Source organism: Shewanella algae, assembly GCF_009183365.2.
GTDB lineage: Bacteria > Pseudomonadota > Gammaproteobacteria > Enterobacterales > Shewanellaceae > Shewanella > Shewanella algae.
In genome coordinates this window covers 972489-995744 of sequence record NZ_CP068230.1, presented here as the reverse complement: position 1 = coordinate 995744, position 23256 = coordinate 972489, and the positions used below count along the sequence as shown (strand labels likewise).

Here is a 23256-nt window from a genome sequence, read left to right as displayed (position 1 = left end):
AGCCGCGAATAACAGACGCCATCCACAACAGGTTGGTCAATATACTCTATGATGCCAGCGCTTTCGAGCCGCCAATTTTCAATTAGTTTTAAGGCTTGCTCACTATACTGAGCGCCTATATAGCTCCCTAACCCCATTGAGGCCCGGATGATACTTACTCTCAGCATACTGGCTCTACTCAGCCTGATAGCGGTGATTGTGCTGCTGTTAATCAAAAAGCGTCGCGGCGCCAAGATCCCCATGGCGGTGATCCTGGTACTGGGGGGAATGGCTTTTTGTGTCGCCGCCGTGGTCAGCTTTGTGTATCGCGGTGAAGATTACGAGGCTTACCGGGAACTGCGCTGGCGGCCCCTAGACAGTCAATCAATCCCGGCCTTGGTGGCCGAAGGCAAGACTGTCTTTGTCGATGTGACGGCCGATTGGTGTCTTGTGTGTCAGGCCAACAAGGCCAATGTGCTCCATAGGGAGCAGATAGTCAGGGCACTGGCTGAGCCTAATATAGTGCTGATGCGCGGCGACCTCAGCACGCCCAATCCGGCTGTGGAAAGTTACCTGAGATCCCAAGGCGTTGTGGGAACCCCCTACAACCGCGTCCATGGCCCGGCTGTCCCCGAGGGGATCATGATGCCCAGTGTCCTGACGGTCAATGATCTGCTCAAGGTACTGGCTCATGTTCAAGCCAGCCAGTAAGGCACGATATATCGTGAATCTGTACTGACAAGCCCTGTAAGCGGCTCTATACTGGCGCAGTCATCAGTGCCGAAGGAGCCGCCCTTGTCTGACTCAAACAGCTTTTTACCCGAAAACCGCCTCTTGCTCAATGCCGTCAGTGAAGGCATTTATGGTTTTGATCTTAAAGGTAATGCCGTCTTTATCAACCCGGCCGCCGAGAAGATGACCGGCTGGAGCGCCGCCGAGCTATTGGGGCGCAAGATCCACGACTTTCACCACCACAGCCACGCCGATGGCAGTGTCTACCCCCACGAAGATTGCCCAATCTATCAGACGCTTAAAGATGGTAAAGCCAGAGAAATCACCACTGAGGTCTTCTGGCGCAAGGACGGCAGCTGCTTTCCCGTACACTATAGTTCCACGCCTGTGTGGCAGGACGGTAAGCTCAAGGGCGTAGTAGCGATATTTCGTGACATCAGCCTGCAAAAGCAGACTGAGTTGTCGCTGCGTCAGGCGCTGGAGCAGGTGCAGGCACTGTCGGAACAGCTGGCCTCGGAAAACTCCTGGCTGCAGGCCGAGCTGGAAGACAAGACGGGCACCCAGCAGATCGCCGGTAACAGCCCGATGATCCAAACCCTGCTCAAACAGCTGCGCCTGGTGGCCAATACCGACAGTACCGTATTGATCCAAGGGGAAAACGGCACAGGCAAGGAGCTGGTCGCCCGCCAGTTGCACCGACTCAGCAGCCGCAAAGACAAACCTATGATCTCGGTCAACTGCGCCGCCTTCTCTGCCGGGCTCTTGGAGAGTGAGCTGTTCGGCCATGAGAAAGGTGCCTTTACCGGCGCCAGCCAGCGGCGCAAGGGGCGCTTCGAACTGGCCCATAGAGGCACCCTGTTCCTTGATGAAGTGGCCGAGCTCAGTCTCGAGGCTCAGTCCAAGCTGCTGCGGGTTATTCAGGAGCAGGAGTTTGAACGCGTCGGCGGCAGTGACAGTATCAAGGTGGACATTCGGCTGATCGCCGCCACTCATCACGATCTGCAGCAGCGGGTGGAGCAAGGCCTGTTCCGGATGGATCTCTTCTACCGGCTCAATGTCTTTCCGCTCAAGGTTCCGGCACTGAGACAGCGGCGGGAAGATATTCCCGAGCTGGTACAACAACTGCTCAAGAGCCTGTCATTGAAACTGGGTAAACCGCTGGCGGGCGTTGATGGCGATAGTCTGCGGCGGATGATGCAATATCAATGGCCGGGGAATGTGCGTGAATTGCAAAACCTGCTGGAACGGGAAGCCATTCTTGCCCGTGAGCCGATACTGCATCTCGCTCCCTTGCCCAGCGATACGCCGCTGCCGGCCGTGGGTCAGACTCTGGCCGAAGTGGAAGCGGCCCATATCAAGGCGACACTGGACGCCTGCCAATGGCGAATATCCGGCCCAAGGGGCGCGGCGAGCAGTCTTGGAGTGCCCCCCAGCACCTTGAGATCGCGGATGCAAAAGCTGGGGATCCGCCGCCAGGGCAGTTGAAGCCGAGGCTGAAAACCAAAAACCACAAAAGTCACGATATATCGCCAACTCACGCTATGTCGTGATCTTTTCTTTATCCCAATGAAATAATATTAGATATGAATCAATAAGTTAAACATAAATTTTAACTGGCACGCCTCTTGCCATTGCCTAGCCGTGTGTCAGTCGTCATTCAGGAAGTAGCATGGTTCAACAGGCAAGACAGTCATCGGAAGCGATTCCGGTCACTTTTATCCCCTCCCCCCAAGACAAGAAAAGCAGCCACAAAGGCGGCAAAATCCACTTTCGTAGCCAACGCGGTTATTTTCAACGTTGGCGCAGCGGCCTCAACGCCCTGTTGATAGCCCTGTTTCTGTTACTGCCCTTTATCGACTGGCAGGGACGACAGGCCATCTGGTTCGATCTGGCCAATCAACAGTTTTACTTTTTTGGCAGCAGCCTCTGGCCCCAGGATTTTACCCTGTTGGCCTGGTTCTTTATCGCCGCCGCCTTTGCACTGTTTTTTGTGACCCTGTTTTGGGGCCGGGTCTGGTGTGGTTATCTCTGCCCGCAAACCGCCTGGACGTTCGGCTTTGCCTGGGTAGAAGAGAAGCTGGAAGGCAGCCGTAACCAGAGGATCAAGCTGGATGCCTCGCCCATGACGGTCAGTAAGGCCGGCAAGCGCGGCGGCAAACATCTGCTGTGGATTTTAATGTCTCTAATCACCGGCTGTGGCTTTATCGCCTACTTTGTACCGGCCAAGCAGCTGTATCCGGAGATTTTTACCTTCTCCGCCGGTTTTTGGGATAGCGCCTGGGTGTACTTTTTTGCCCTGTGTACCTATCTCAATGCCGGTTGGATGCGTGAGCAGATGTGCCTGCACTGCTGCCCTTACGCCAGATTCCAATCAGCTATGTTCGATTCCTTCACCAAGACAGTGACCTATGATGCCCAGCGGGGTGAGAGCCGTGGCCCAAGAAAGCGCAAGCAAGCCACAGAGCTTGGCGACTGTGTCGACTGTAATCTCTGCGTCGAGGTGTGTCCCACCGGGATAGATATTCGTAACGGCCTGCAATATGAGTGCATCAACTGTGGCGCCTGCGTCGATGCCTGCGATCAGACCATGAGCAAGTTTGGTTATCGCCCTGGGCTCATCTCCTATACCAGTGAAGAGTCGCTGACCGGGCAAACTCCGCCACTATGGCAGCGCAAACGCTTTATTGGCTATGGCGCCGCCTTGTTGCTCATACTCTGCACCATGGGGCTGGATATCTACTCGCGGGATCCTATCACGCTCAATGTGATCCGCGACCGCCAGAGCCTGTACCGGGAAACCCTGGATGACGGCATAGAAAACAGCTATCTGCTGAAAATACGCAATAAGACCCAGCAGGATAAGCACTACCAGATAGAGATCAGCGGCGCCCTGCCCTATAAGTTGTCGACCAATAGCGTTCACATCGCCGCCGGCGAGCAGTATGAATTGCCGCTGACCCTGACTGTGCCTGTGGCGCAAATCGACAACAACCGCAGCAATCTGCTGTTTAAAGTGACCGAGGCCGATGCACCAGATAATAGCGTCAGCCAGAAGTCGGTATTTTTTGCCCCTTGAGTTGCCTCAGGGCGGCGAAGTGTTTCACCCTGCTTCGCCGCCCGCTTTTTTATCCTTTGCTCTGCTGGGCAATCAGCCCCTGCAGTATGCTTTTCACCTTGCTCTGCTGGTAATCTCCCAGCAGAGAACCATCTTCGGTAAAGGCTTCGTGAGCCTTGGCAAGCGCCAACTGCTCGGGCAATACCTGCGCCCCCAGGTTGAACATCAGCTCGCGGACCGGGGTCAAGCCTCTGAGCCCTCCGAGTACTCCCGGGCTTGCCGCCATCAGGGCCACCCATTTACCGGCAAATACATTGCCCGCGGGCTGAGTTGCCGGGCGGGACAGCCAATCGATGGCATTTTTCAATGCCGCAGTTATGGAACCATTGTACTCGGGGCACACCAGCACCAGACAATCGCTCTGCAACAGCTTTCCCTTGAGTGCCACGGCAGCTTCGGGGGCGCCAAATTCGGCCTCGTCATCCTGATTGAGCAGGGGCATGGGAAACGCATTCAGTGTCAGCACCTCAGACTCCAGCCCCAGCTCGGCGGCCACGGCGGCGGCATAATGGGCTAGACGGGTGTTGAACGAGCCCTTTCTCAGGCTACCGGAAATAAACTTTATCCGCAGTTGCTGCATGTTTTTATCCTTAATTACAGTCGATTAACCCATTTATTGAACAGGATTTTTCATTCGCCACCATTGCCTTGGCCGTGCTTTGCCTCTAACCTGAATCCAGATCGTTGCAAAACTTTTTGGCGCTGCATTCAGCACAGCGCAGAAAGTCTCGGGGGAGACAGGGGCCAGAGTTAATATCAGGGCTAAATAAGCATTCAAAACCAAATAACAATAACAAATCCCAAAGGAAAAGGTGATGACAAGAGTGATACAGAATCAGGTATACGATAGCCAGACTCAGTTGGATTTTTCCCGCTATGACTCTCTTGCAGATATGATAGTCAGTAGTTGTGAGCGTTACGGCGACAAGAGCGCCTTTGCCTGCCTCGGCAAGGCCATCAGCTTTCGGGAACTGGAGAGGGACTCACGCGCCTTTGCCGCTTTCCTGCAACACAACACCCAGTTGCAAGTCGGCGATCGCATCGCCATCCAGCTACCCAATATCAGCCAGTTCGTTATTGCTGCCTATGGCGCAATTCGCGCAGGCCTGGTGCTGGTGAATACCAACCCCCTGTATACCGAGCGGGAATTGATCCATCAGTTCAAGGACTCCGGCGCCAAGGCGCTGGTGGTACTGTCAGATCTCTTGCCCATTCTGGCCAAGGTCGTTGCCAGCACCCCGATTGAAACTGTGATTTCCACCCACCCGCTGGATCTTATCGAGCCGCAAATTCAGCCCAGAACCGGCCTGAAAAATATCGAATTCACCAAGGTCCTTGAGCTGGGACGTCAGCTGGAATTCAGTGAAGTAAAGCTGACTCTGGACGATTTGGTGGCGCTGCAATACACGGGCGGTACCACAGGCCTTTCCAAGGGGGCCATGCTCAGCCACAGAAATCTGATTGCCAACGCCCTGCAATGTGAATCCCGTATCGGCGCCAACCTGGTACAGGGGGAAGAGATCTTCGTCGCCCCGCTACCCATCTACCATATTTACGCCTTTTTGGTGAATCTGGTGCTTTACTTCGAGCGCGGCGCTCTGACAGTACTTATTCCCAACCCGAGGGACATAGCCTCGCTGATCAAGACCTTGGCCAAATATCCCTTTACCGGATTTGCCGGGCTTAACACCCTTTTTGTCGGTCTGTGCCACCAGCAAGCCTTCCGTGAACTGGACTTCTCCCATCTGAAGATCACTATTTCAGGCGGTACCGCCCTCACCGAAGCGGCAGCCAAACTCTGGCAACAAACCACAGGCTGCACCATATCTGAGGGCTATGGCCTGAGTGAAACCTCGCCGGTTATCTCCCTCAACGCGCCGGGACTGGAACGTCTGGGCAGCATAGGCAAACCGGTTATCGAGACTCAAGTGCAAATTCTCGATGGCAATGACCAGCCCCTGCCACCGGGTCAAGCCGGTGAACTGGCGGTGCGCGGCCCTCAGGTGATGAGTGGTTACTGGCAAAAGCCCGATGAAACTGCGGCTGTGATGACAGAGGATGGCTTCTTCAAGACAGGAGATATCGCCATTGAGAGTGAAGATGGCTATCACAGCATAGTGGATCGCAAGAAAGATCTGATTATCGTTTCCGGCTTCAATGTTTACCCCAACGAAGTCGAAAACGTGCTGGCTCGCTGTGAGTTGGTACTTGAATGCGCGGTTATCGGTGTTGAAGATGAGCGCAGCGGTGAAGCCGTCAAGGCGGTAATAGTGCTCAAACCTGAGGTCGATGCCGCCAAGGCTCAAGCAGCCATAGAAGCACACTGCCGAGCGGAGCTCGCGGCCTACAAGGTGCCCAAGGTGATAGAGTTTGTCGCCCAACTGCCCAAGAGCACGGTCGGCAAGATACTCAGGCGTGAACTGCGCAAATAAGTCAGATAAAAATGCCGCTTAACAGCGGCATTTTTATTGTCAAAGCTTTTGACTTTCAGCGCCCTACTGACGAAAGAAGTCAAGCAGATGACTGAGGGCACAGATGGCGTGTACTACCAAAAAGCCAATAAAACCGTGGGCCAGATGTTTGTGCCAGCCTCGCCAGAACAGCGCATCACTGGAGCCTTGGGTCAAATACCAGAGCAGGCCGGTCAGGGCCACACCCAGCAGCAGCAACATCCCCAGCCCTTCTATCAGGCTGAACAGCCCCTTGCCTCCGGCGACCGGTAACTTGCCTTTGAACAAGCCGCCGATATCGGCGCCTATCTGACGCCAATCACCGATAAACAGGCTGAAATACTGGCGCCAGCGGCCCGAGGTGCAGTTGCTCACAAGAAATGTCAGCGACAAAGGTACGCACAGGAGCCCGAGATAAACATGGCTCAGATCCCAGAAGCCGGCACCGGCCCTGATGCTGCGGATCATCATCAGACTGCCACTGCCCAGCACCAGAAACAGGCACAAGAGGATTAACAACAAGTGTTGATGGGCACTATAGAAGCGCCAAAGACGTTGCAACAGAGCCATTTCAGCCTCGCTTTAACCCGCCCTGGAGATCAGAGTTTGCGCCGCCAATTGCTCGGCAAATTCCTGCACCTTGCCCCAATCTGTGTATTCGATGCAGGTATTGGGATCGGTCGGCCCCTTGGTGATCCACATGATGAAACGTATGATATTTCTGTCCATGGCCCCGTAGCCCTGGTAGTCCAGATTGCCGCCGAACACAGCCAGTTGCTTGGGCTTCCATTCAGTCTTGGCAAGAAACGCCTGCATGTAAGGGTTGGTTTCAGGGGTATTTTTTTCCGGCTTGCGCGCCACCAGACTCACGGAAAAGAAACCATTGGCCTTGCTTTCCAACTGCTGCTGATGTTGGCGGATATAGTCGAATACGGCGGGATTGTGTTTGCCGTGACGAATACTGGCTCCAATGGCAACCCGATCAAAATCGGCCAGATCCGGCGCATCATCAATCGCCGCCATGGTCACTTGCTGCCCCAGAGCGCCAAGTTGCTTTGCCATAACGTCACAGATCTTGCGGGTCTGACCATGCACGCTGGAATACAGCAGAAGAGTCTTGCTCACCTTAACCCCTAGTAGTTCAATCTCTTAGTACTGGTGTCATCTTAGGTGATCCATTAGCTTATTTACATGAAACAGATCACGGCCAAAGGGCGAAACGCTGTCCAAGCCGCGGAAATACCGGGTAGTTCACAAAAAATAACCGCTGTGGGAACCTTTGAGTAACCGCCCCTCAAGAAGCCGCTATGGCAGTGGAACCCTGGCGCTACAGTGGCTTTACAGGCGGATAATCTTTTTCAACAAAGTTTTCTGGTTATCTCCAGGTTCAGGCATTAGCATAAGCTGATACTCCCCAGCCATGTTCGAAACAAGATGCAGCAACCAACCCGCAATCCCCAGGCCTTGCTACTGTGGATGACCTTTGTCATGTCCTTGGTATTTGCCGTCTGGCAGGCCCTGCTGAACAACTTTGTTATTGAAAGAGCACAATTTACCGGCGCCGAAATAGGCATGCTGCAAAGCCTCAGGGAGGTTCCCGGGTTTCTGGCCTTTAGCGCCATTTTTGTGCTGCTGTTGATCAAGGAACAGGCCTTCGCCCTGTTGTCGCTGGCGCTGCTATGTATCGGGGTGGGCATTACCGGTTTCTTTCCCCAGGTATTGGGGCTCTATCTGACGACCATTTTAATGTCGGTCGGCTTTCACTACTTTGAAACCATCAATCAATCCCTGACCCTGCAATGGGTCGACAAGTCCCAGACAGCCGGTTTTATGGGAAAGGCCATGTCATGGCGCGCCGCGGCCGCCCTGGGAGGTTACGGCAGCATATGGTTGGTGATGACAGTATTCAAGCTGGACTATGTCTGGATGTACAGCCTCATAGGCGCCTTGGGGCTTTTGATGGTGATCACTCTCTACTGCTATTTCCCCAGGTTCGATACCGGCGAAGTTCAGCACAAGAAAATCATCCTCAGAAAACGCTACTGGCTCTATTACCTACTGACCTTTTTCTCGGGAGCCAGACGGCAAATCTTCATGGTGTTCGCCGGCTTTATGATGGTGGAGAAGTTCGGTTACAGCGTCAGTGAGATCACGGCTCTGTTTCTGATCAACTATGTAGTCAATCTGCTGTTTGCCCCGGCCATAGGTCGCTTTATCGGCCGCATAGGAGAAAGGCACGCCCTGACCCTGGAATATATCGGTCTGGTGCTGCTGTTTATCAGTTATGCCCTGGTGGAGGACGGCCACATGGCAGCGGCGCTCTATGTGATAGACCATCTGCTGTTTGCCATGGCGATTGCCATCAAGACCTATTTCCAAAAAATTGCCGATCCCAAAGACATTGCCGCCACCATGTCGGTCAGTTTTACCATCAATCATATCGCGGCCGTGGTGATCCCGGTATTGCTCGGAGTGCTCTGGCTCAGTTCACCGGCGGCAGTGTTTTATATCGGTGCCGGACTCGCCGCCTGTTCGCTGTTGCTGGCACGCCTGGTGCCCAAGGACCCGGCCCCCGGACGCGAACTCAGTTGGCACAAGGCCCTCGTTACAGAAACCCAACAGCAGGAAGCCGGCTGAATTACTGGACAACTAACTGAAAATTATGCATAAAGAAGCACAGTTTTCGCGAGAAGATAATCAAGATGGCAGAGGAAAAACTCCCCAGAGAAATAGAGGAACCCGGTCAGGCATCGGCCCGCAAGAAGGCACTGCGCCTCGGGCGCCTGCTGGGACTCGCCTCTGAGCAGGACTATAAACCCGCCAATGCCAGCGTCGCCGAACGGGCGGCCTTTCGCATCGACAAACAACAAGCCCAGTACCAACGCAACCTGGAAAACATCTACGCCATGGCACTGAGCTATACCCCGTCCGATGTGACCGGGGTGGAGCTGGATCCCGACTGGGTACATCAATTCTTCCAAATGGCCGAGCAGATCCACAATCGCAAGATGCAAGATCTATGGGCTCGGATACTCTCAAGTGAAATCATCAATCCAGGCAATTTCAGCCTGCGTACCCTGGCAACCCTGAAACAGTTGACCTTGAGAGAGGCACACATACTGGAAAAAGCGCTGGGAATGGCGGTCAAGGTCAACAATGAGAGCCGACTCAAGCTTATCAGTGGTTACAGAGTCAGCGGCGGCATAGGCCAGTATTTTCGTAAACACAGCGCGGTCAACCTGGGGTTGTCGCAATTCGGCATGCCCTACTCAAGCATACTCACCCTGGTGGACGGCGGCATACTGCACAGGGGCGAGTTCGAGACCGGCATATTGGACAGCAAGAGCTCGCTGCAACTGCAGATCCAACAGCAACACCTGAAGCTGACCCCAAAATCAGGCCACCTGCTGTTCAGCTACTACCGCTTTACCCCAGTGGGCGATGAACTGGCACTCTTGGTGCGTCCAAGGGAAGACGAAGCCTATATCAATGCGCTGAAGGCCTTGTTTACCAAAGACTTCAGCATCAGTTAGGCATCAACTGAGCCTCAGGCGCTGGCCTGTAATCGCGTCGACGGGATCACTTCCAAGGCAGAAAGGTAATCCAGCAATGCCTGCACCTGGGTATTGAGATCGCCCTTGCTGGTATCTATGGTCAACTCGGCAGCCAGCGGCTCTTCGTAGGGCGCCGAAATTCCGGTAAAGTCACGGATTTCCCCCTTACGCGCCTTCTGATACAAGCCCTTGGGATCGCGGGCCTCACACACAGCCAGTGGCGTGGAAACATGCACTTCGATAAAACGCCCCGCGGCAAACCGGCAGCGAATGGCATCACGCTCGGCCCGGGTCGGCGAGATAAAGGCCGACAGTACCAGCAAACCGGCATCCACCATCAGGTGCGCCACTTCGCCCACTCTTCGCAGGTTTTCATCCCTATCGGCGGCGCTGAAGCCGAGATCTTTGCAAAGACCATGACGCACATTGTCGCCATCGAGCAGATAGGTATGAAACCCCGCCTCGAACAGTGCCCGCTCCAGGGCGCCTGCCAGGGTCGACTTGCCGGCGCCGGACAGCCCGGTGAACCAGAGCAGCACAGGTTGTTGGCCCTTCTGGGCTGCCCTGGCCGCCTGATCGACAGCATGCTGATGCCAAACGATATCGGCATTGGGCTGGGTAGAATTCTTCATCGTCACTCCTTAAAGACCCGCATCAAAGGGGAACAGCATGGGCACCAGAAACAGAACTATCGCCGAGTAAAGCAGCGACAGCGGCAGCCCCAAGCGCACAAAATCAATAAAGCGGTAATTACCGGCGTTGAACACCATCAGATTGGTTTGGTAGCCATAGGGCGAAATAAAGCTGGCGCTGGCACCAAACACCACTGCCAGAATAAAGGGCCGACTGTCGACCCCGAAGCTGGTCGCAATCGCATAGGCCACGGGAAAAGCCAAGGCCGCCGCCGCGTTATTGGTTATGAGTTCGGTCAACAGCAAGGTCAACAAATAAACCCCGACAAAGGCGCCAAAGACCCCAAAGCCGGAAAAGGCGCCGAGCAGAGTATCGGCCATCCCTTTGGCCAAGCCGGTATCCAACATCAGATTGGCCAGACTCAGGGCGCTGCCGACAATCAACACCAGCTCCAGCGGGAACCGCCGTTTGAGCTCGCCCAGGGTCACCGCACCTATCGCCAGATAACTGAGCAACAAGAGCACCAGCCCCTTGGCCAGCGGCAGCCAGCCCAGCAGACTGGCAGCTATGGTGAGCACAAAGCCCGCCAGCACCCACTGACTGCGGCGACTGTCCAGCCTGACACTCAAGTCCAGGCCGCTGACGGCGGCAAAGTCGGTACTGAGACGCGGATTACGGCCAAAGCCATCGCCCGGAGTCAACAGCAACACATCTCCGGCCTGCAGCACTATGTCGCCCAAGCCGCCCTTGAGTGGATGATGGCCGCGGCGAATCGCCATTACGGCGGCATCAAACTGCTCCCGAAATCGCGAGGCCTTGAGCGAAGAGCCCACCAAAGCCGAAGACGGCGCCAGCACGGCTTCCACCAGATTCTGGCCCCTGGCCTGCTGCTTGCCGAACCACTCCAAACCATCGAATTGATGCAGCAACTCCACCGACTCCACCGCGCCGCTGAAGCGCAGCACATCCCCCGCGGCCAGCACGAGTTGCGGCGGCACAGGGCAGATGCGAATGCCGCTGCGCTCGAGCTCCGCCAGATAGAGCTTTTTCAGGGCCCTGAGTCTGTTGTCCTGCACGCTGCGGCCCACCAGGGTTGAGCCGGGCAGCACTTTGGCTTCCAACAGATAGGGCAGACTTTCATCGCCGTGTTGCTCATCGCCATCGGGCAACAGGTGTGACAGCAATACCAAAAGCGCGATACCGGCCACCACCACGGCCAGGCCAATCAAGGAAAACTCAAAAAAGCCCAGGGGTTTCAGCCCGGCGTTTTCAACAAAGGAGTTCACTATCAGGTTGGTCGAGGTGCCAATCAGGGTCAGGGTGCCGCCCAAAATTGCCGCGTAGGATAAGGGCAGCAATAACTTGGCCGGTGCATGCTGCTGATTGCGACGCACCACGCCAATCAGCGAGGCCACCACTGCAGTATTGTTGGTGAAAGACGACAGCAACGCAGTGGAAAACCCCAGCTTGGCCATGGTCAGCCCCAAGGAGCCTGAGCCTATGACCTGGCTGAGCCTACCGAGCAAGGGCGTCTTCTCCAGTGCCGTGGTTGCCAGCACCAGAAGCACCAGAGTCACCAGACTGGCGTTGGTAAAACTGCCCAGCAGCGACTCAAGCTCCAGCATACCCAAGAGGTAACTGAGCAGCGCCGCTATGGTAAACAGCATGGCCGGTGATGCCAGACCACTGACGAGTCCGGCCACCAGCGCGAGCAGTATTAACCCCAGGATCCAGGTTTCAGACAATTCAGTCTCCCCGAGCGCGGATATCCAGCGCCTGCCAATGGGGGAAATGCTTGCGGATCAAGGCATTGAGTTCCAATTCAAACTCACTGAAATGGGTCGTTTTTTCAGTTTCCTCAAGCGCCTGCTGCACCATACCGGCACCGACAGTGACATTGCTGATGCGATCGATAAAGATAAAACCGCCGGTATCGCGATTGTCACTATAGGCATCGAACACCACGGCCTCACTCAGCTCCAGCTCAACCAGGGCTATGGTGTTGAGGCTCAGCTCGGCAACACTGTCCTGTGCCAGGGTATTCACATCTATGCTGTGCAGTATGCGGCTGACACTGGCTGGCACCTTTTTGGTTCCCAGCTTGATGTTGTACTGCTTGCCGGGTGTCAGCGGCTGCTCGTGCATCCACACCACCTTGGCCAGCAGCCGGTTGGAAACGCCCACAGGGCTCTCCGCCGGCACTATCACATCGCCGCGGCTGATATCAATCTCATCACTCAGGGTCAGGGTCAGTGCCTGGCCGGCATAGCCCTGCTTGAGCTCACCATCGAAGGTGACAATCGAGGCGATAGTCGACTCTTTCCCCGAAGGCAGCACCTTGACCCTCTGGCCAACTTGCAGACTGCCGGAGGCCAAAGTACCGGCAAAACCGCGGAAGTCCAGGTTGGGACGGCTGACATACTGCACCGGGAAGCGGGCATCAAAGGCGTGGTTAAAGCCGGTCACAGGCGCACTCTCCAGCATGGCAAGCAAGGTTTCGCCCTGATACCAAGGGGTGCGCGCCGAGCGGTTCACCAGGTTGTCGCCATCGAGGGCCGACAGCGGTACAAAGTGGATATCGTCCAACTGCAACTGGCCGGCAAACGCCAGATAGTCGGCCTTGATCGCCTCGAAACGCTCCTCACTGAAATCCAGCAGATCCATCTTATTGACGGCCACGATGAACTGCTTGATCCCCAAGAGAGAGCAGATAAAGCTGTGTCTGCGGGTCTGGGTCTGCACCCCGTAGCGACCGTCGATCAGAATAATCGCCAGATCGCAGTTGGAAGCGCCGGTCGCCATATTGCGGGTGTACTGCTCATGCCCGGGAGTGTCGGCAATGATGAACTTGCGTTTCTCGGTAGAGAAGTAACGATAGGCCACATCTATGGTGATCCCCTGCTCGCGCTCGGCCTGCAGGCCATCCACCAGCAAAGCCAGATCCACGGCTTCGCCCGTGGTGCCATGGCTTTTAGAATCCTTGTGCAGTGCCGCCAGTTGATCTTCATAGATCTGGGCGCTGTCGTGCAGCAAACGGCCTATCAGTGTTGACTTGCCATCATCCACGGAACCACAGGTCAGAAACTTCAAAAGCGATTTATTCTGCTGATTTTCAAGATATTGCTCTATACCCAGCTCATTGACTTGTTGTGCAACCGACATTAGAAATACCCCTCACGCTTTTTCTTTTCCATCGACCCGGACGAATCCCTGTCGATGACCCGTCCCTGACGCTCACTGGAGCGGGACAGCAACATCTCTTCGATAATCTCTGCCAGCGTCGCGGCACTGGACTCTATGGCGCCGGTCAGGGGATAACACCCCAGAGTGCGAAAACGCACCCGGCGATACTCGGGCACTTCGCCTTCATTGAGCGGCATCCGCTCGTCATCAACCATGATCAGGCTGCCATCGCGCTCCACCACCGGGCGCTGCTCGGCAAAATAGAGCGGTACTATGTCAATGTTTTCCTGATAGATGTATTGCCAGATATCCAACTCGGTCCAGTTGGAAAGCGGGAAGACCCTGATGCTCTCCCCCTTGTTGACCTGACCGTTATAGGTGTGCCACAGCTCGGGGCGCTGGTTCTTGGGATCCCAGCGGTGATGGCGATCGCGAAAGGAATAGACACGCTCCTTGGCGCGGGACTTCTCCTCGTCGCGGCGGGCGCCGCCAAAGGCGGCATCGAAACCGTATTTATCCAGGGCCTGTTTCAGGCCTTCGGTCTTCATCACGTCTGTGTGCTTGGCCGAGCCGAAGGTAAAGGGATTCATGCCCATCGCCAGGCCTTGCGGGTTCTTGTGCACCAGAAGCTCGAAGCCGTACTTCTTGGCCGCCTGATCACGAAAACGTATCATCTCGCGAAACTTCCAGTCGGTATCCACATGCAGCAAGGGGAATGGGATCTTGCCCGGATAGAAGGCCTTGCGCGCCAGATGCAACAGCACGGAAGAATCCTTGCCGATGGAGTACAACATCACCGGGTTGTCGAATTCGGCGGCAACTTCGCGAAAGATCTGGATGCTCTCGGCTTCCAACTGTTCAAGGTGACTCAACACTGGCCCTGACATCTTATTTCTCCAATTGATTCAAAGTGCTGTAGCAGCATCATGTTGTAGTTGCAGGTCATTATTTGCCGCCTCGGGTTCAAACCAGCTGAGGCTGTCTGCCAGAGCGACGACTTCGCCTATGATCATCAGCGCCGGCATCACTACCCGCGGGTCCTGAGCCAGGGTTTGCAACTGCTCCAGAGTGCCGATAACAAGCTGCTGCTGTCTGGTCGTGGCCTTGGATACTATGGCCACCGGCGTCTGCGGGCTGCGACCATGGGCAATCAGTTGTTGCTGAATGAGCCCGGCATTGAGGATCCCCATGTACACCACCAGGGTGTTGGCCGGGTTGGCATAGCCTTGCCAATCCATGGGGCGGTTTTGCAGCTGGCAATGACCGGTAATAAAGCTGACCCCTTGGGCAAAATCCCTGTGGGTCAAGGGAATACCCGCATAGGCGGCGGTACCGCTGGCGGCCGTGATGCCAGGCACCACTTCGAAGGCGACGCCGGCCTGTGCCAGAGTCTGCAACTCCTCGCCGCCGCGACCGAAGATAAAGGGATCGCCCCCTTTGAGCCTGACCACGGTTTGGCGGGTAAAAGCCTTGGTCAGCAACAAACGGTTGATTTCACTCTGAGAAGCACTGTGCTCACCGGCCCGTTTGCCCACGGCGATGCGCTCGGCACCTTCGGGGATCAGCGCCAGGATCTCGGGACTGACCAAGGCATCGAACAGCACCACATCGGCGCGCTGCAGCAGGTGCCAGGCCTTGACGGTCAATAGCTCAGGATCGCCGGGACCGGCTCCAAGCAGATAAACTTTGCCCTTGGCCCGCTTGCCGGGCAGTGTCAGTAATTCCATGCGCTATTCCCCATCTTGCTGATGTAAGCAATATAGCGGCTAGTTATATTCCACTATAAATAGAGAATCATTAGTTGTTATTACTTTTAGATATATAGAAAGGAATCGCGGTAACAAGAAAGCGCCCGGAGACTGAGAAATCTGTCAATAAAAAACATTACTTTTTATTTTCAATAGATTACAAAATCAAAGTGGAAGTGGATTGCTGAAATTTCCTATTGTCTACTGCCGCTTTTGGCACTAACTTATGGCAAAAAATTATAGTTTTATCTCGGTGACAACGGCTTGGGATGGGAATGTGCACAGTAAAGCCGGGATGTTACACTCTCAAGCCAAAGCAACTGCCGGGCACTCCATCAAGCCTCAGAGACAACAGGGAAGAATATGTATACCAAAATCCGTTCCAGCCTCAGCGGCCTGACCTTGGCCCTGGCAATACTGCCGACCAGCCAACTCTATGCCGCCGAAGACAGCAAGCCTTCACTGGTCGATCAGAGGGTAAAAGAGGAATTGGAAACCTCAGAGCGGCCCTTTGTGATCACTCCACACAAGGTCAACTATATACTGCCGGTCACCTATAACCCGTCACCCAATATGACTCCCTTTGCGGCGGAAGCGGCTGAAGAGGGTTATACCCTGGACGAATATGAAGCCAAGTTTCAGATAAGCTTTAAATTCCCGCTGATGTACAACGTGTTTGGCGACAATGGTTACCTGTTTTTCGCCTATACCAACCAATCCTGGTGGCAGGTATACAACAAGGATATCTCCTCGCCGTTTCGGGAAACCAACCACGAACCCGAACTCTTTATGCTGTTCAACAACGACTGGAAAATAGCCGGCTTCACCAACTCCTTCTGGGGCTTTGGCGCCGTGCATCAATCCAATGGCAAGTCAGGCGATCTCTCCCGCAGTTGGAACCGCATTTACGGCACCATGGTGTTCGACAAGGGCCCTATAGCGCTGGCGGCCAAGGTGTGGTGGCGGATCCCGGAAAGTGAAAAAGAATATGAGGGCGATCCCCGTGGCGACGACAACCCGGATATCAGTGATTACCTCGGCCACTTCGAGCTGACAGGTGTCTACGGCATAGACGACCACAGATTCAGCCTGATGTTGCGTAACAATCTGCAAAGCCCCAACCGCGGCGCAGTGGAATTTACCTGGAGTTACCCCATCTTGGGTAACCTGCGTCTGTATGCACAATACTTCAATGGCTACGGCGAAAGCCTTATCGACTATAACGCCCATAACCAGCGTATAGGCATAGGTGTCGCCATCAACGATATTCTTTGAGCCGCCAAGAACAAACTCGATGACTGCCTCTGCGCCATCTCTTGGTTCAGAGGCTGATATCAGGGAGTGATATGAAGCCGGGATTCCGTGAAGTGGTTAGCTGTTTTATTCTCCTGCTGCTGATTTCCAGTCTGCAGTTGGGACGATTCCTGCTACCGGAACCACCGAAAAAAGAGCAGCTTAGCCAGAGGCAAATGAAGGCCGATCTGACTGTGCTGCTCAAACAATTGCAGCAGCATTCGGCCTTTATGGTGCTGGATCCGGACATTGAATCCCGGCTCGAGAAACGGCTGCAACGGCTGAAACAGGAATACCGAGACAGCATTGCCATCAACCGTTTTACCGCCGAAGTCAACAAGCTGCTGGGAGAGTTGAAAGACCCGGGCATTCGACTCAGCCAAGCGGCGCTGCCTTCCGGCGTCTTGCCCCTCAGGCTCAGGCCCATGGAAGACAAGTGGCTGGCCCTCAATGACAGAGACGAGCCCCTTCAAAGTGACACGCCTTTTATCAGCCATATCGACGGCCTACCCATCAGCCATTGGCAGAAGATTGCCAATCGCTTCCTGCCACCGGAGCAGCAAAATAGCGTGCAGATGCAGATGCCCTGGCTGCAACAGCTGGATCTGCTAAGGCGGGAGATGGGACTCAGGGTCAAAGAAGAGGTGCTGCTGACTCTCTATGGCGCCGATCTCCAGCCGCAAAATATAGAGATGAAAGTACCGCTGCAGTTTCGCAGTGCCCCTTTGTCCATTCTGGCCAGCTGGCAACAATTGGCGCCTGACACAGCCCTGTTTAGCCTGACGGATCTCAACGCAATAGAGACAGATCCTCAGCTGCAACAAGATCTGCTGCGCGCGATGAGCAATCACACCCTGGTACTGGATTTGCGCCACGCCCGAGGCTTCAGCGACAGCCTGCTGCAATTTCTCGGCAACTATCACAATGGGCTCAGCAGCCAACCTCTGGGCTATGGCCGCTACCGCCGCTCACCGCAGCTACGGCGCGACTTTCTGCGGCCACTGCACTTTGAGCCGCTCGCCCAATTCGCGCCGTTTCCGCCGGTGCGGGCCGCGCTGGACAACCAGCCCCTGCCCAGCCTGAGTAACTGGTATGCCCGCCCTATCCCCAAGCTGGCTGCTGCGCCTGTGCCTGACTCGGGACGCCTGGTACTGCTTATTGGCCCGGATTGCCGCCAGGAGTGTGAATGGATTGCCTATGCAGCCAAACGTTGGCGCAGGGCGCTGTTGGTCGGCGAGCCGACCCGTGGCGATCTGGGGCGTTTGCATCATTTCACCCTGCCAGCCAGTGGCCTGCAACTGAGTATCAGCGCCTCGCTTGGCTATGACGGCTATGGCCAGTTGCTTTCCGGCATCGGCACAGAGCCGGATCTGCAACTGCCAACAGATGAACCCTTGCAATGGCAGGGATTGCTGTCTCTCATCTCTCCGGAGCAAAGCCTGCAGCATTCTGCAGAAGGGCAACCCGAGAACACTCAGGCAAAAGACACTCAAGCAGAGAGCACTCAAGTAGAGGACCATCAATCAGAAAAAGATCAGCAGTAACAAGCCCAGCAGGGATAAAAGCCTGCGGGAGATTGAGTCAAAGAGGATTGAAGCAAGGAAGAAACAATTCCCGGATAGCCCCATGAAAGGGTGATCGGGCTATCCGGGACACGGAGAGTGCTTTGAAGCTGCGCCAGCAAGCCAATCAAAGCTCGGGGTCACTCGCGACCGACTGCTGAAAAACCTGGGCAACCGATGCCATAAGGGCGAGCCGTCTTGATGTGTATTGCCGACTTCACTGCCTGCCGCTAAGCCGATGTTTCATAAAAACACCCGATACAGAATGGCATATCACACTTTCCCCAGCGGGAACTTTGGATTATAAACCAGAAAAACATCCTGTGCATAACCCTGTGAACAAATATGTACTAAAGTATGAGTTCCGATTACCCAGAGGCACTAACAATCGGAATTGCCAAGGCTAATGCCCCAAGATGACCACAAGATGACAATCCTTCCAACTTGTCCACAGGCAGAAAAAAGCCACTGATGACAGCGGCCACAAATCAGATCTCGTAGTGCAATCCACATTCGCGTTTTAGCCCGTTGAAACGTGTCTCTTCTTCCGTCATCCCCAGTTCCAGGGGCTTGCTCGAATGGGTATCACCCACAGAGACATAACCCTGCTCCCAGAGGGGGTGATAGGGCAAGTCATAGCGCTTGAGATACTCATGCACCTGTTTGTTGTTCCACTCAATAATCGGCAGCATCTTGTAGCGCTTGCCGTGGATGGCCAAAATCGGCAACCCTTCCCGGGTCGATGCCTGGGAACGGCGCAAACCGGCAAACCAGGTGCCAACTTCCAGCTCAGCCAGTGCCCGCTGCATCGGTTCCACCTTGTTGATGCGGTTGTATTGCTCCAGCCCCTCAAGCCCCTGCTGCCAAAGCTTACCGAATCTGGCCTCCTGCCAGGCGGTACTCGTCTCGGCCCGATAGACTTTGAGATTGAGTCCGAGCCGCTCTGTCAGTTGATCGATAAAACGGTAGGTCTCGGGAAACAGGTAGCCGGTGTCGGTCAAGATCACTTGCGTGTCTTGCTGCACCGAATTCACCAGATGCAGCATCACTGCCGCCTGAATACCAAAGCTGGACGACAAGGCATGGCTCCCGGGCAGATAGGCCAGGGCCCATTGGATCCGCGCCTCGGCACTCAATCCGTCAAGATAGCCATTGATGGCAGCCAGGGCGCTTTGCTGCTCAGCGGCCGGCGCATCCAGCAAGGCCAGCAGCGCCTCGGCGCTGTGCAATAAACTTGTGGTATCAGCCATGAAAGTCCCTCGCTGCGTCCAATACAGGTTTTACTATTCCGGTGCGCACCGTGAAATCACCGAAACTCTCGCCGGTTTCGCGCTCGGCGGCATAGCGACCAAACAGGGCATCGAGCTCGCTGAGGATTTCGGCTTCCTGAATATTCTCACGGTACATCTTGTTCAATCGGGTGCCTTCGAAGCTGGCGCCCAGATACATGTTGTAGCGCCCGGGAGCCTTGCCCACAAAACCGATTTCGGCGGCAAAGGGGCGGGCACAGCCGTTGGGGCAGCCCGTCATGCGCACTACTATCGCCTGCTCGCTTATGGCGTGCTTGGCCTGCAGCGCATCCACATGGTCGATAAACTCAGGGAAATAACGCTCGGCTTCGGCCATGGCCAGGGCGCAGGTCGGCAGCGCCACACAGGCGATAGAATGGCCACGGGTTGCGGTGATCACCTGCCCCATCAGGCCATGCTTACGCGCCAGCGCTTCGATTTCAGCCTTATCCTCATCCGCCACTTTGGCGATGATGATGTTCTGGTTGGAAGTCATCCGAAAATCGCCCTTATGTATCTTGGCGATTTCCCGAAGCCCAGTCTGCAACAATTTACCCTGGGTATCCTTCACCCGGCCACCTTCGATAAACAGGGTCAGATGCCAGTGGTTGTCTATGCCTTTAACCCAACCGTATCTGTCGCCGCGATCCCCTATGACCACCTCACGCTTGGGGGCGAACTTAACCCCGGCGCGCTTCTCAACCTCGGCCTTAAAGGCCTCAAAGCCGTGATCCACTATGGTGTATTTGAGACGCGAGCGTTTACGATTGCTGCGGTTACCCCAATCGCGCTGTACCGTCATCACGGCCTCGGCAAACTTAATGGTGTCCTCGGCCTTGATAAAACCAAAGTCATCGGCCAGCCGCGGGAAGGTTTCCACTTCGCCATGGGTCGACCCCATACCGCCACCGGCCACCAGATTGAAGCCCACCAGCTCCCCCTCTTGCACCACGGCAATAAAACCCAGGTCATTGGTGTAAACATCCACGTCGTTGTCCGGTGGCACAGCTACCGCCATCTTAAACTTACGCGGCAGGTAGGTCTTGCCGTACACAGGCTCGACCTTGGCCGGTTGCTCGTCCTCTGTGCTGAGCAGCTTCTCCTCATCGAGCCAAATTTCGGCATAGGCACGGGTGTGCGGCAGCAGATGATCCGACAACTTCTTGGCCCAGAAATAAGCCTGCTGATGCAGCTTGGACTCTACCGGGTTGGGGTTACACATGACGTTGCGGTTCACATCACCACAGGCGGCAATTGAGTCCAGCGCTTCCCGGTCCAGCCCCTGAATAATGGTTTTCAGGTTGCGCTTGGGGATACCGTGGTACTGGAATGTCTGCCGGGTCGTCAAACGTATGCTGTTGGAGCTGGTCAGCTCCGAGGCTATCTTGTCCACGCCCAACCACTGCTCTGGAGTACAGACACCACCAGGCACCCGGGCCCGCAGCATAAAGCTGTACAGCGGCTCGAGCTTCTGCTCCTTACGTTCGTTGCGCAGATCCCTGTCGTCCTGCTGATAGAAACCGTGAAACTTGATCAACTGCTGATCGTCGTCGCTGAAGGCGCCTGTCACTTCCGTGCCCAGACCCTCACGTATGGTGCCGCGCAGATAGTCACTGTCGGTCTTGATATGCTCGTTGGCGGATAATTTCTGCTCACTCATGGCCTTATCTCTTTATTCCTAGGTTCTTCAGCTCAGTAGACATCTTTCTGGTAACGCTTGGCGCTGCGCAGTTCATCGAGAAACACTTCGGCCGCCTCGCTCGTCAAACCGCCTTGCTCCATGGCCACTTCAAGCAGTGCCTGGTGCACATCTTTGGCCATTCGCTCGGCATCGCCGCACAGGTAGATATGAGCCCCGCGCTCAAGCCACTGCCACAGCTCTTTGGCCTGTTGTTTAATCTTGTGCTGAACATAGACTTTCTCCGCTTGATCCCGGGAGAAGGCCAGCGAGATCCGGCTCAGGGCGCCACTCTTGAGGTACTGTTGCCACTCGGTCTGATAGAGAAAATCCTGCTCGAAATGGGGATTACCGAAGAACAGCCAGCTGTCGCCGGCCACGCCCTCGGCCACTCTTTGTTGCATGAAGGCCCGAAATGGCGCGACACCGGTTCCCGGGCCTATCATGATCACTGGCGTCTGTGGGTCTTCGGGCAGGCGGAAGTGCTTGTTGGGTTCCACATACACCCGCACCTGAGCCCCCTCCTCGGCCCGGGCCAGGAAGTGAGAAGCGGCGCCGAAACGGCGTTGGCCATCACGCTCCTCTTCCACCAGCGCCACAGTGAGATGCACTTCGGACTCCACTTCACTCTGACTCGAGGCGATGGAGTAAAGCCTTGGGGTAATGGGGCGAAGCTTGTCCAACAGAGCCTGGGCCGAATCCAGCTTGGCGTCATTGAGAGGATAACGTTTCACCAGGTCCACCAGTTGGTGGCTGAGAATAAACCGCCGGGTCTGCTCCTTGTCTTGGCTAATAGTAAGCAGCTCGTCGCTCTGTACGGTTTCGGCCCAAAACTGCACCAGACCTGGATAGAGTTGGGTCAGCTCTTTGTGCTCAATCAAGGCATCACGCAACCCCACAGACTCGGCGCCAAGCTGAACCCGGGTATCCGGCTCCAGCGCCAGCGCCTCGAGAATTTCGGCCACCAGAGCCTCATCGTTATGGAAATAGACCCCCAGCGCATCACCCGCCTGATAGCTGATGGCCGACTCGCCCAAATCGATTTCCAGATGACGGATATCCTTGAGTGAATCGCGGCCCGTCAGTTTCTGGCTGACTATCACTTCGGCGCTGTAGGGGTTTTGCTTGTCATACTCCAGGCCGGTATTGCTATTGATACCTGCATTGGCGGCATTGATAGACACTACATTGGTCGCAGCGCCATCGGCCACCTGCAACAGAGGCTTAACCCGCTCGAGGAGTTCGGTTTGCCAGTTGTCGCTCTGTGACTGATAGTCCACATCACAGTCCACTCTCGGCAGTAAAGGCTTGGCCCCGAGGGCACTCAAGCGGGCATCGAAGTCTTTGCCTGTCTGGCAGAAAAACTCATAGGAGGAATCCCCCAGAGAGAGAACCGCATACTGAAGCTTATCCAGCTTGGGGGCGCGTTTGGAGCCGAGAAACTTGTGCAGCTCAATGGCATCATCGGGGGCTTCACCTTCACCATGGGTACTCACTATGGCCACCAGCAGGGTTTCCTGCTTGAGGTTACGGACATTGTATTCGCCCATAGATGCCAGGTTAACGCCATAGCCCAGACTCTGAGCCTTGGCGGCCAACGCCTTGGCGATACCCCGGCCATTGCCCGTCTGACTGCCATAGAGTATGGTCAGAGTTTGCCCGCTCTGGCTTTGGGGGGGAGCGCCCTCCTGCCCCTGAGCGCTGGCGGCCAGATAACCACTGACCCATGCCAGCTGCAGCGGGCTGAGCTCGGCGGTGAGTTGTTTAAGCTTATCCACTTGTGGCGCTGATAGTGGCGAAGCCAGTGAAGAGAGTTCTTTCAGTAACATTGAGACGGCCCGGTGACAGAGTAATGTCAGCAAGCTTAGCCCCGCCATCGAAAAGCAAAAAAGAATAATATTTAATTTTTTATATCAATAAGGAATATGCATGGTATAAAAATTAAGCTACAAAAGTGTGGCCTGGCGCAAAGAATTTGCTCTGACCAGTGGAGAAACACACCACATGAAGAATATGAGCTTGTTTCCATTGAAAGACTTG

Annotated in this window: 19 protein-coding genes; 8 read left to right on the top strand and 11 right to left on the bottom strand. The window is 55.3% G+C overall.

Annotation, left to right across the window (positions count from 1 at the left end; genetic code table 11):
* Positions 1-147 precede the first annotated feature (147 nt).
* From E1N14_RS04435 to ccoG, 3 genes are all read left to right on the top strand, one after another.
* Entirely contained in the window at positions 148-690 is a 543-nt protein-coding gene (locus tag E1N14_RS04435; protein WP_037436755.1) for a thioredoxin family protein, read from the top strand.
* Between the two features lie 51 nt (positions 691-741).
* Positions 742-2196 (top strand): sigma-54 interaction domain-containing protein, encoded by a 1455-nt coding sequence (locus tag E1N14_RS04430; RefSeq protein ID WP_051541455.1) that lies wholly within the window; start codon positions 742-744, stop codon positions 2194-2196.
* Positions 2197-2380: 184 nt separating this feature from the next.
* Positions 2381-3787, top strand: coding sequence for a cytochrome c oxidase accessory protein CcoG (ccoG, locus tag E1N14_RS04425; RefSeq protein ID WP_062793435.1), 1407 nt, complete (start codon positions 2381-2383; stop codon positions 3785-3787).
* Positions 3788-3836: 49 nt separating this feature from the next.
* Here ccoG and E1N14_RS04420 read toward each other — a convergent pair whose 3' ends face one another.
* A complete protein-coding gene (locus tag E1N14_RS04420; protein WP_025009985.1) occupies positions 3837-4406 on the bottom strand; it encodes an NADPH-dependent FMN reductase in 570 nt (189 codons plus the stop codon).
* A 235-nt stretch (positions 4407-4641) separates the two neighbouring features.
* Here E1N14_RS04420 and E1N14_RS04415 point away from each other — a divergent pair, with 235 nt between their 5' ends.
* Positions 4642-6258 (top strand): AMP-binding protein, encoded by a 1617-nt coding sequence (locus tag E1N14_RS04415; RefSeq protein ID WP_025009984.1) that lies wholly within the window; start codon positions 4642-4644, stop codon positions 6256-6258.
* A gap of 63 nt (positions 6259-6321) precedes the next feature.
* Here E1N14_RS04415 and E1N14_RS04410 read toward each other — a convergent pair whose 3' ends face one another.
* On the bottom strand, positions 6322-6846 hold the full coding sequence (locus E1N14_RS04410; RefSeq protein ID WP_025009983.1) for a cytochrome b/b6 domain-containing protein: 525 nt from the start codon (positions 6844-6846) through the stop codon (positions 6322-6324).
* A 12-nt stretch (positions 6847-6858) separates the two neighbouring features.
* Positions 6859-7401, bottom strand: coding sequence for a menaquinone-dependent protoporphyrinogen IX dehydrogenase (gene hemG, locus E1N14_RS04405; RefSeq protein WP_025009982.1), 543 nt, complete (start codon positions 7399-7401; stop codon positions 6859-6861).
* Between the two features lie 309 nt (positions 7402-7710).
* Here hemG and E1N14_RS04400 point away from each other — a divergent pair, with 309 nt between their 5' ends.
* Positions 7711-8913, top strand: coding sequence for an MFS transporter (locus E1N14_RS04400; protein ID WP_025009981.1), 1203 nt, complete (start codon positions 7711-7713; stop codon positions 8911-8913).
* A gap of 65 nt (positions 8914-8978) precedes the next feature.
* Positions 8979-9809 carry a TIGR03899 family protein gene (locus E1N14_RS04395; RefSeq protein ID WP_037436752.1) on the top strand — a complete coding sequence of 277 codons (831 nt, stop codon included), beginning with the start codon at positions 8979-8981 and terminating at the stop codon, positions 9807-9809.
* A 14-nt stretch (positions 9810-9823) separates the two neighbouring features.
* Here the strand turns inward: E1N14_RS04395 and cysC are convergent, their stop codons facing one another.
* Genes cysC through cobA form a run of 5 tightly spaced genes read right to left on the bottom strand, consistent with a single transcriptional unit; the run spans position 9824 to position 15373 of the window.
* Positions 9824-10462 carry an adenylyl-sulfate kinase gene (gene cysC / locus E1N14_RS04390; protein ID WP_025009979.1) on the bottom strand — a complete coding sequence of 213 codons (639 nt, stop codon included), beginning with the start codon at positions 10460-10462 and terminating at the stop codon, positions 9824-9826.
* A gap of 9 nt (positions 10463-10471) precedes the next feature.
* Entirely contained in the window at positions 10472-12208 is a 1737-nt protein-coding gene (locus tag E1N14_RS04385; protein ID WP_025009978.1) for an SLC13 family permease, read from the bottom strand.
* A 1-nt stretch (position 12209) separates the two neighbouring features.
* Entirely contained in the window at positions 12210-13625 is a 1416-nt protein-coding gene (gene cysN / locus E1N14_RS04380) for a sulfate adenylyltransferase subunit CysN (protein WP_025009977.1), read from the bottom strand.
* Positions 13625-14533, bottom strand: a complete 909-nt coding sequence (gene cysD / locus E1N14_RS04375; protein ID WP_025009976.1) for a sulfate adenylyltransferase subunit CysD — start codon at positions 14531-14533, stop codon at positions 13625-13627. Before cysD ends, cysN begins: the two co-directional genes overlap by 1 nt.
* 18 nt (positions 14534-14551) lie before the next feature.
* Positions 14552-15373 carry a uroporphyrinogen-III C-methyltransferase gene (gene cobA / locus E1N14_RS04370; protein WP_025009975.1) on the bottom strand — a complete coding sequence of 274 codons (822 nt, stop codon included), beginning with the start codon at positions 15371-15373 and terminating at the stop codon, positions 14552-14554.
* Positions 15374-15757: 384 nt separating this feature from the next.
* Between cobA and E1N14_RS04365 the strand changes: the two genes are divergently transcribed.
* Both E1N14_RS04365 and E1N14_RS04360 read left to right on the top strand, forming a co-directional pair.
* A complete protein-coding gene (locus tag E1N14_RS04365) occupies positions 15758-16669 on the top strand; it encodes a phospholipase A (RefSeq protein WP_037436750.1) in 912 nt (303 codons plus the stop codon).
* Between the two features lie 71 nt (positions 16670-16740).
* Positions 16741-18231, top strand: coding sequence for a S41 family peptidase (locus E1N14_RS04360; protein ID WP_062793436.1), 1491 nt, complete (start codon positions 16741-16743; stop codon positions 18229-18231).
* A gap of 506 nt (positions 18232-18737) precedes the next feature.
* Here the strand turns inward: E1N14_RS04360 and E1N14_RS04355 are convergent.
* From E1N14_RS04355 to E1N14_RS04345, 3 genes are read right to left on the bottom strand one after another with little or no spacing between them, the layout of a single operon-like run.
* A complete protein-coding gene (locus tag E1N14_RS04355; protein WP_037436747.1) occupies positions 18738-19499 on the bottom strand; it encodes a phosphoadenylyl-sulfate reductase in 762 nt (253 codons plus the stop codon).
* Positions 19492-21198 carry an assimilatory sulfite reductase (NADPH) hemoprotein subunit gene (gene cysI, locus E1N14_RS04350; protein ID WP_025009972.1) on the bottom strand — a complete coding sequence of 569 codons (1707 nt, stop codon included), beginning with the start codon at positions 21196-21198 and terminating at the stop codon, positions 19492-19494. The genes E1N14_RS04355 and cysI overlap by 8 nt, the downstream gene beginning before the upstream one ends.
* Before the next feature lie 32 nt (positions 21199-21230).
* Entirely contained in the window at positions 21231-23045 is a 1815-nt protein-coding gene (locus tag E1N14_RS04345; protein WP_025009971.1) for an assimilatory sulfite reductase (NADPH) flavoprotein subunit, read from the bottom strand.
* Positions 23046-23256: the final 211 nt, after the last annotated feature.

Coding starts and splice junctions, on each gene's coding strand:
- E1N14_RS04400 (WP_025009981.1), top strand. CDS start 7,711: ATGCAGCAACCAACCCGCAATCCCCAGGCCTTGCTACTGTGGATGACC.
- cobA (WP_025009975.1), bottom strand. CDS start 15,373: ATGGAATTACTGACACTGCCCGGCAAGCGGGCCAAGGGCAAAGTTTAT.
- E1N14_RS04415 (WP_025009984.1), top strand. CDS start 4,642: ATGACAAGAGTGATACAGAATCAGGTATACGATAGCCAGACTCAGTTG.
- E1N14_RS04345 (WP_025009971.1), bottom strand. CDS start 23,045: ATGTTACTGAAAGAACTCTCTTCACTGGCTTCGCCACTATCAGCGCCA.
- cysD (WP_025009976.1), bottom strand. CDS start 14,533: ATGTCAGGGCCAGTGTTGAGTCACCTTGAACAGTTGGAAGCCGAGAGC.
- E1N14_RS04395 (WP_037436752.1), top strand. CDS start 8,979: ATGGCAGAGGAAAAACTCCCCAGAGAAATAGAGGAACCCGGTCAGGCA.
- cysN (WP_025009977.1), bottom strand. CDS start 13,625: ATGTCGGTTGCACAACAAGTCAATGAGCTGGGTATAGAGCAATATCTT.
- E1N14_RS04435 (WP_037436755.1), top strand. CDS start 148: ATGATACTTACTCTCAGCATACTGGCTCTACTCAGCCTGATAGCGGTG.
- E1N14_RS04360 (WP_062793436.1), top strand. CDS start 16,741: ATGAAGCCGGGATTCCGTGAAGTGGTTAGCTGTTTTATTCTCCTGCTG.
- E1N14_RS04410 (WP_025009983.1), bottom strand. CDS start 6,846: ATGGCTCTGTTGCAACGTCTTTGGCGCTTCTATAGTGCCCATCAACAC.
- ccoG (WP_062793435.1), top strand. CDS start 2,381: ATGGTTCAACAGGCAAGACAGTCATCGGAAGCGATTCCGGTCACTTTT.
- cysC (WP_025009979.1), bottom strand. CDS start 10,462: ATGAAGAATTCTACCCAGCCCAATGCCGATATCGTTTGGCATCAGCAT.
- E1N14_RS04420 (WP_025009985.1), bottom strand. CDS start 4,406: ATGCAGCAACTGCGGATAAAGTTTATTTCCGGTAGCCTGAGAAAGGGC.
- cysI (WP_025009972.1), bottom strand. CDS start 21,198: ATGAGTGAGCAGAAATTATCCGCCAACGAGCATATCAAGACCGACAGT.
- E1N14_RS04365 (WP_037436750.1), top strand. CDS start 15,758: ATGTATACCAAAATCCGTTCCAGCCTCAGCGGCCTGACCTTGGCCCTG.
- E1N14_RS04355 (WP_037436747.1), bottom strand. CDS start 19,499: ATGGCTGATACCACAAGTTTATTGCACAGCGCCGAGGCGCTGCTGGCC.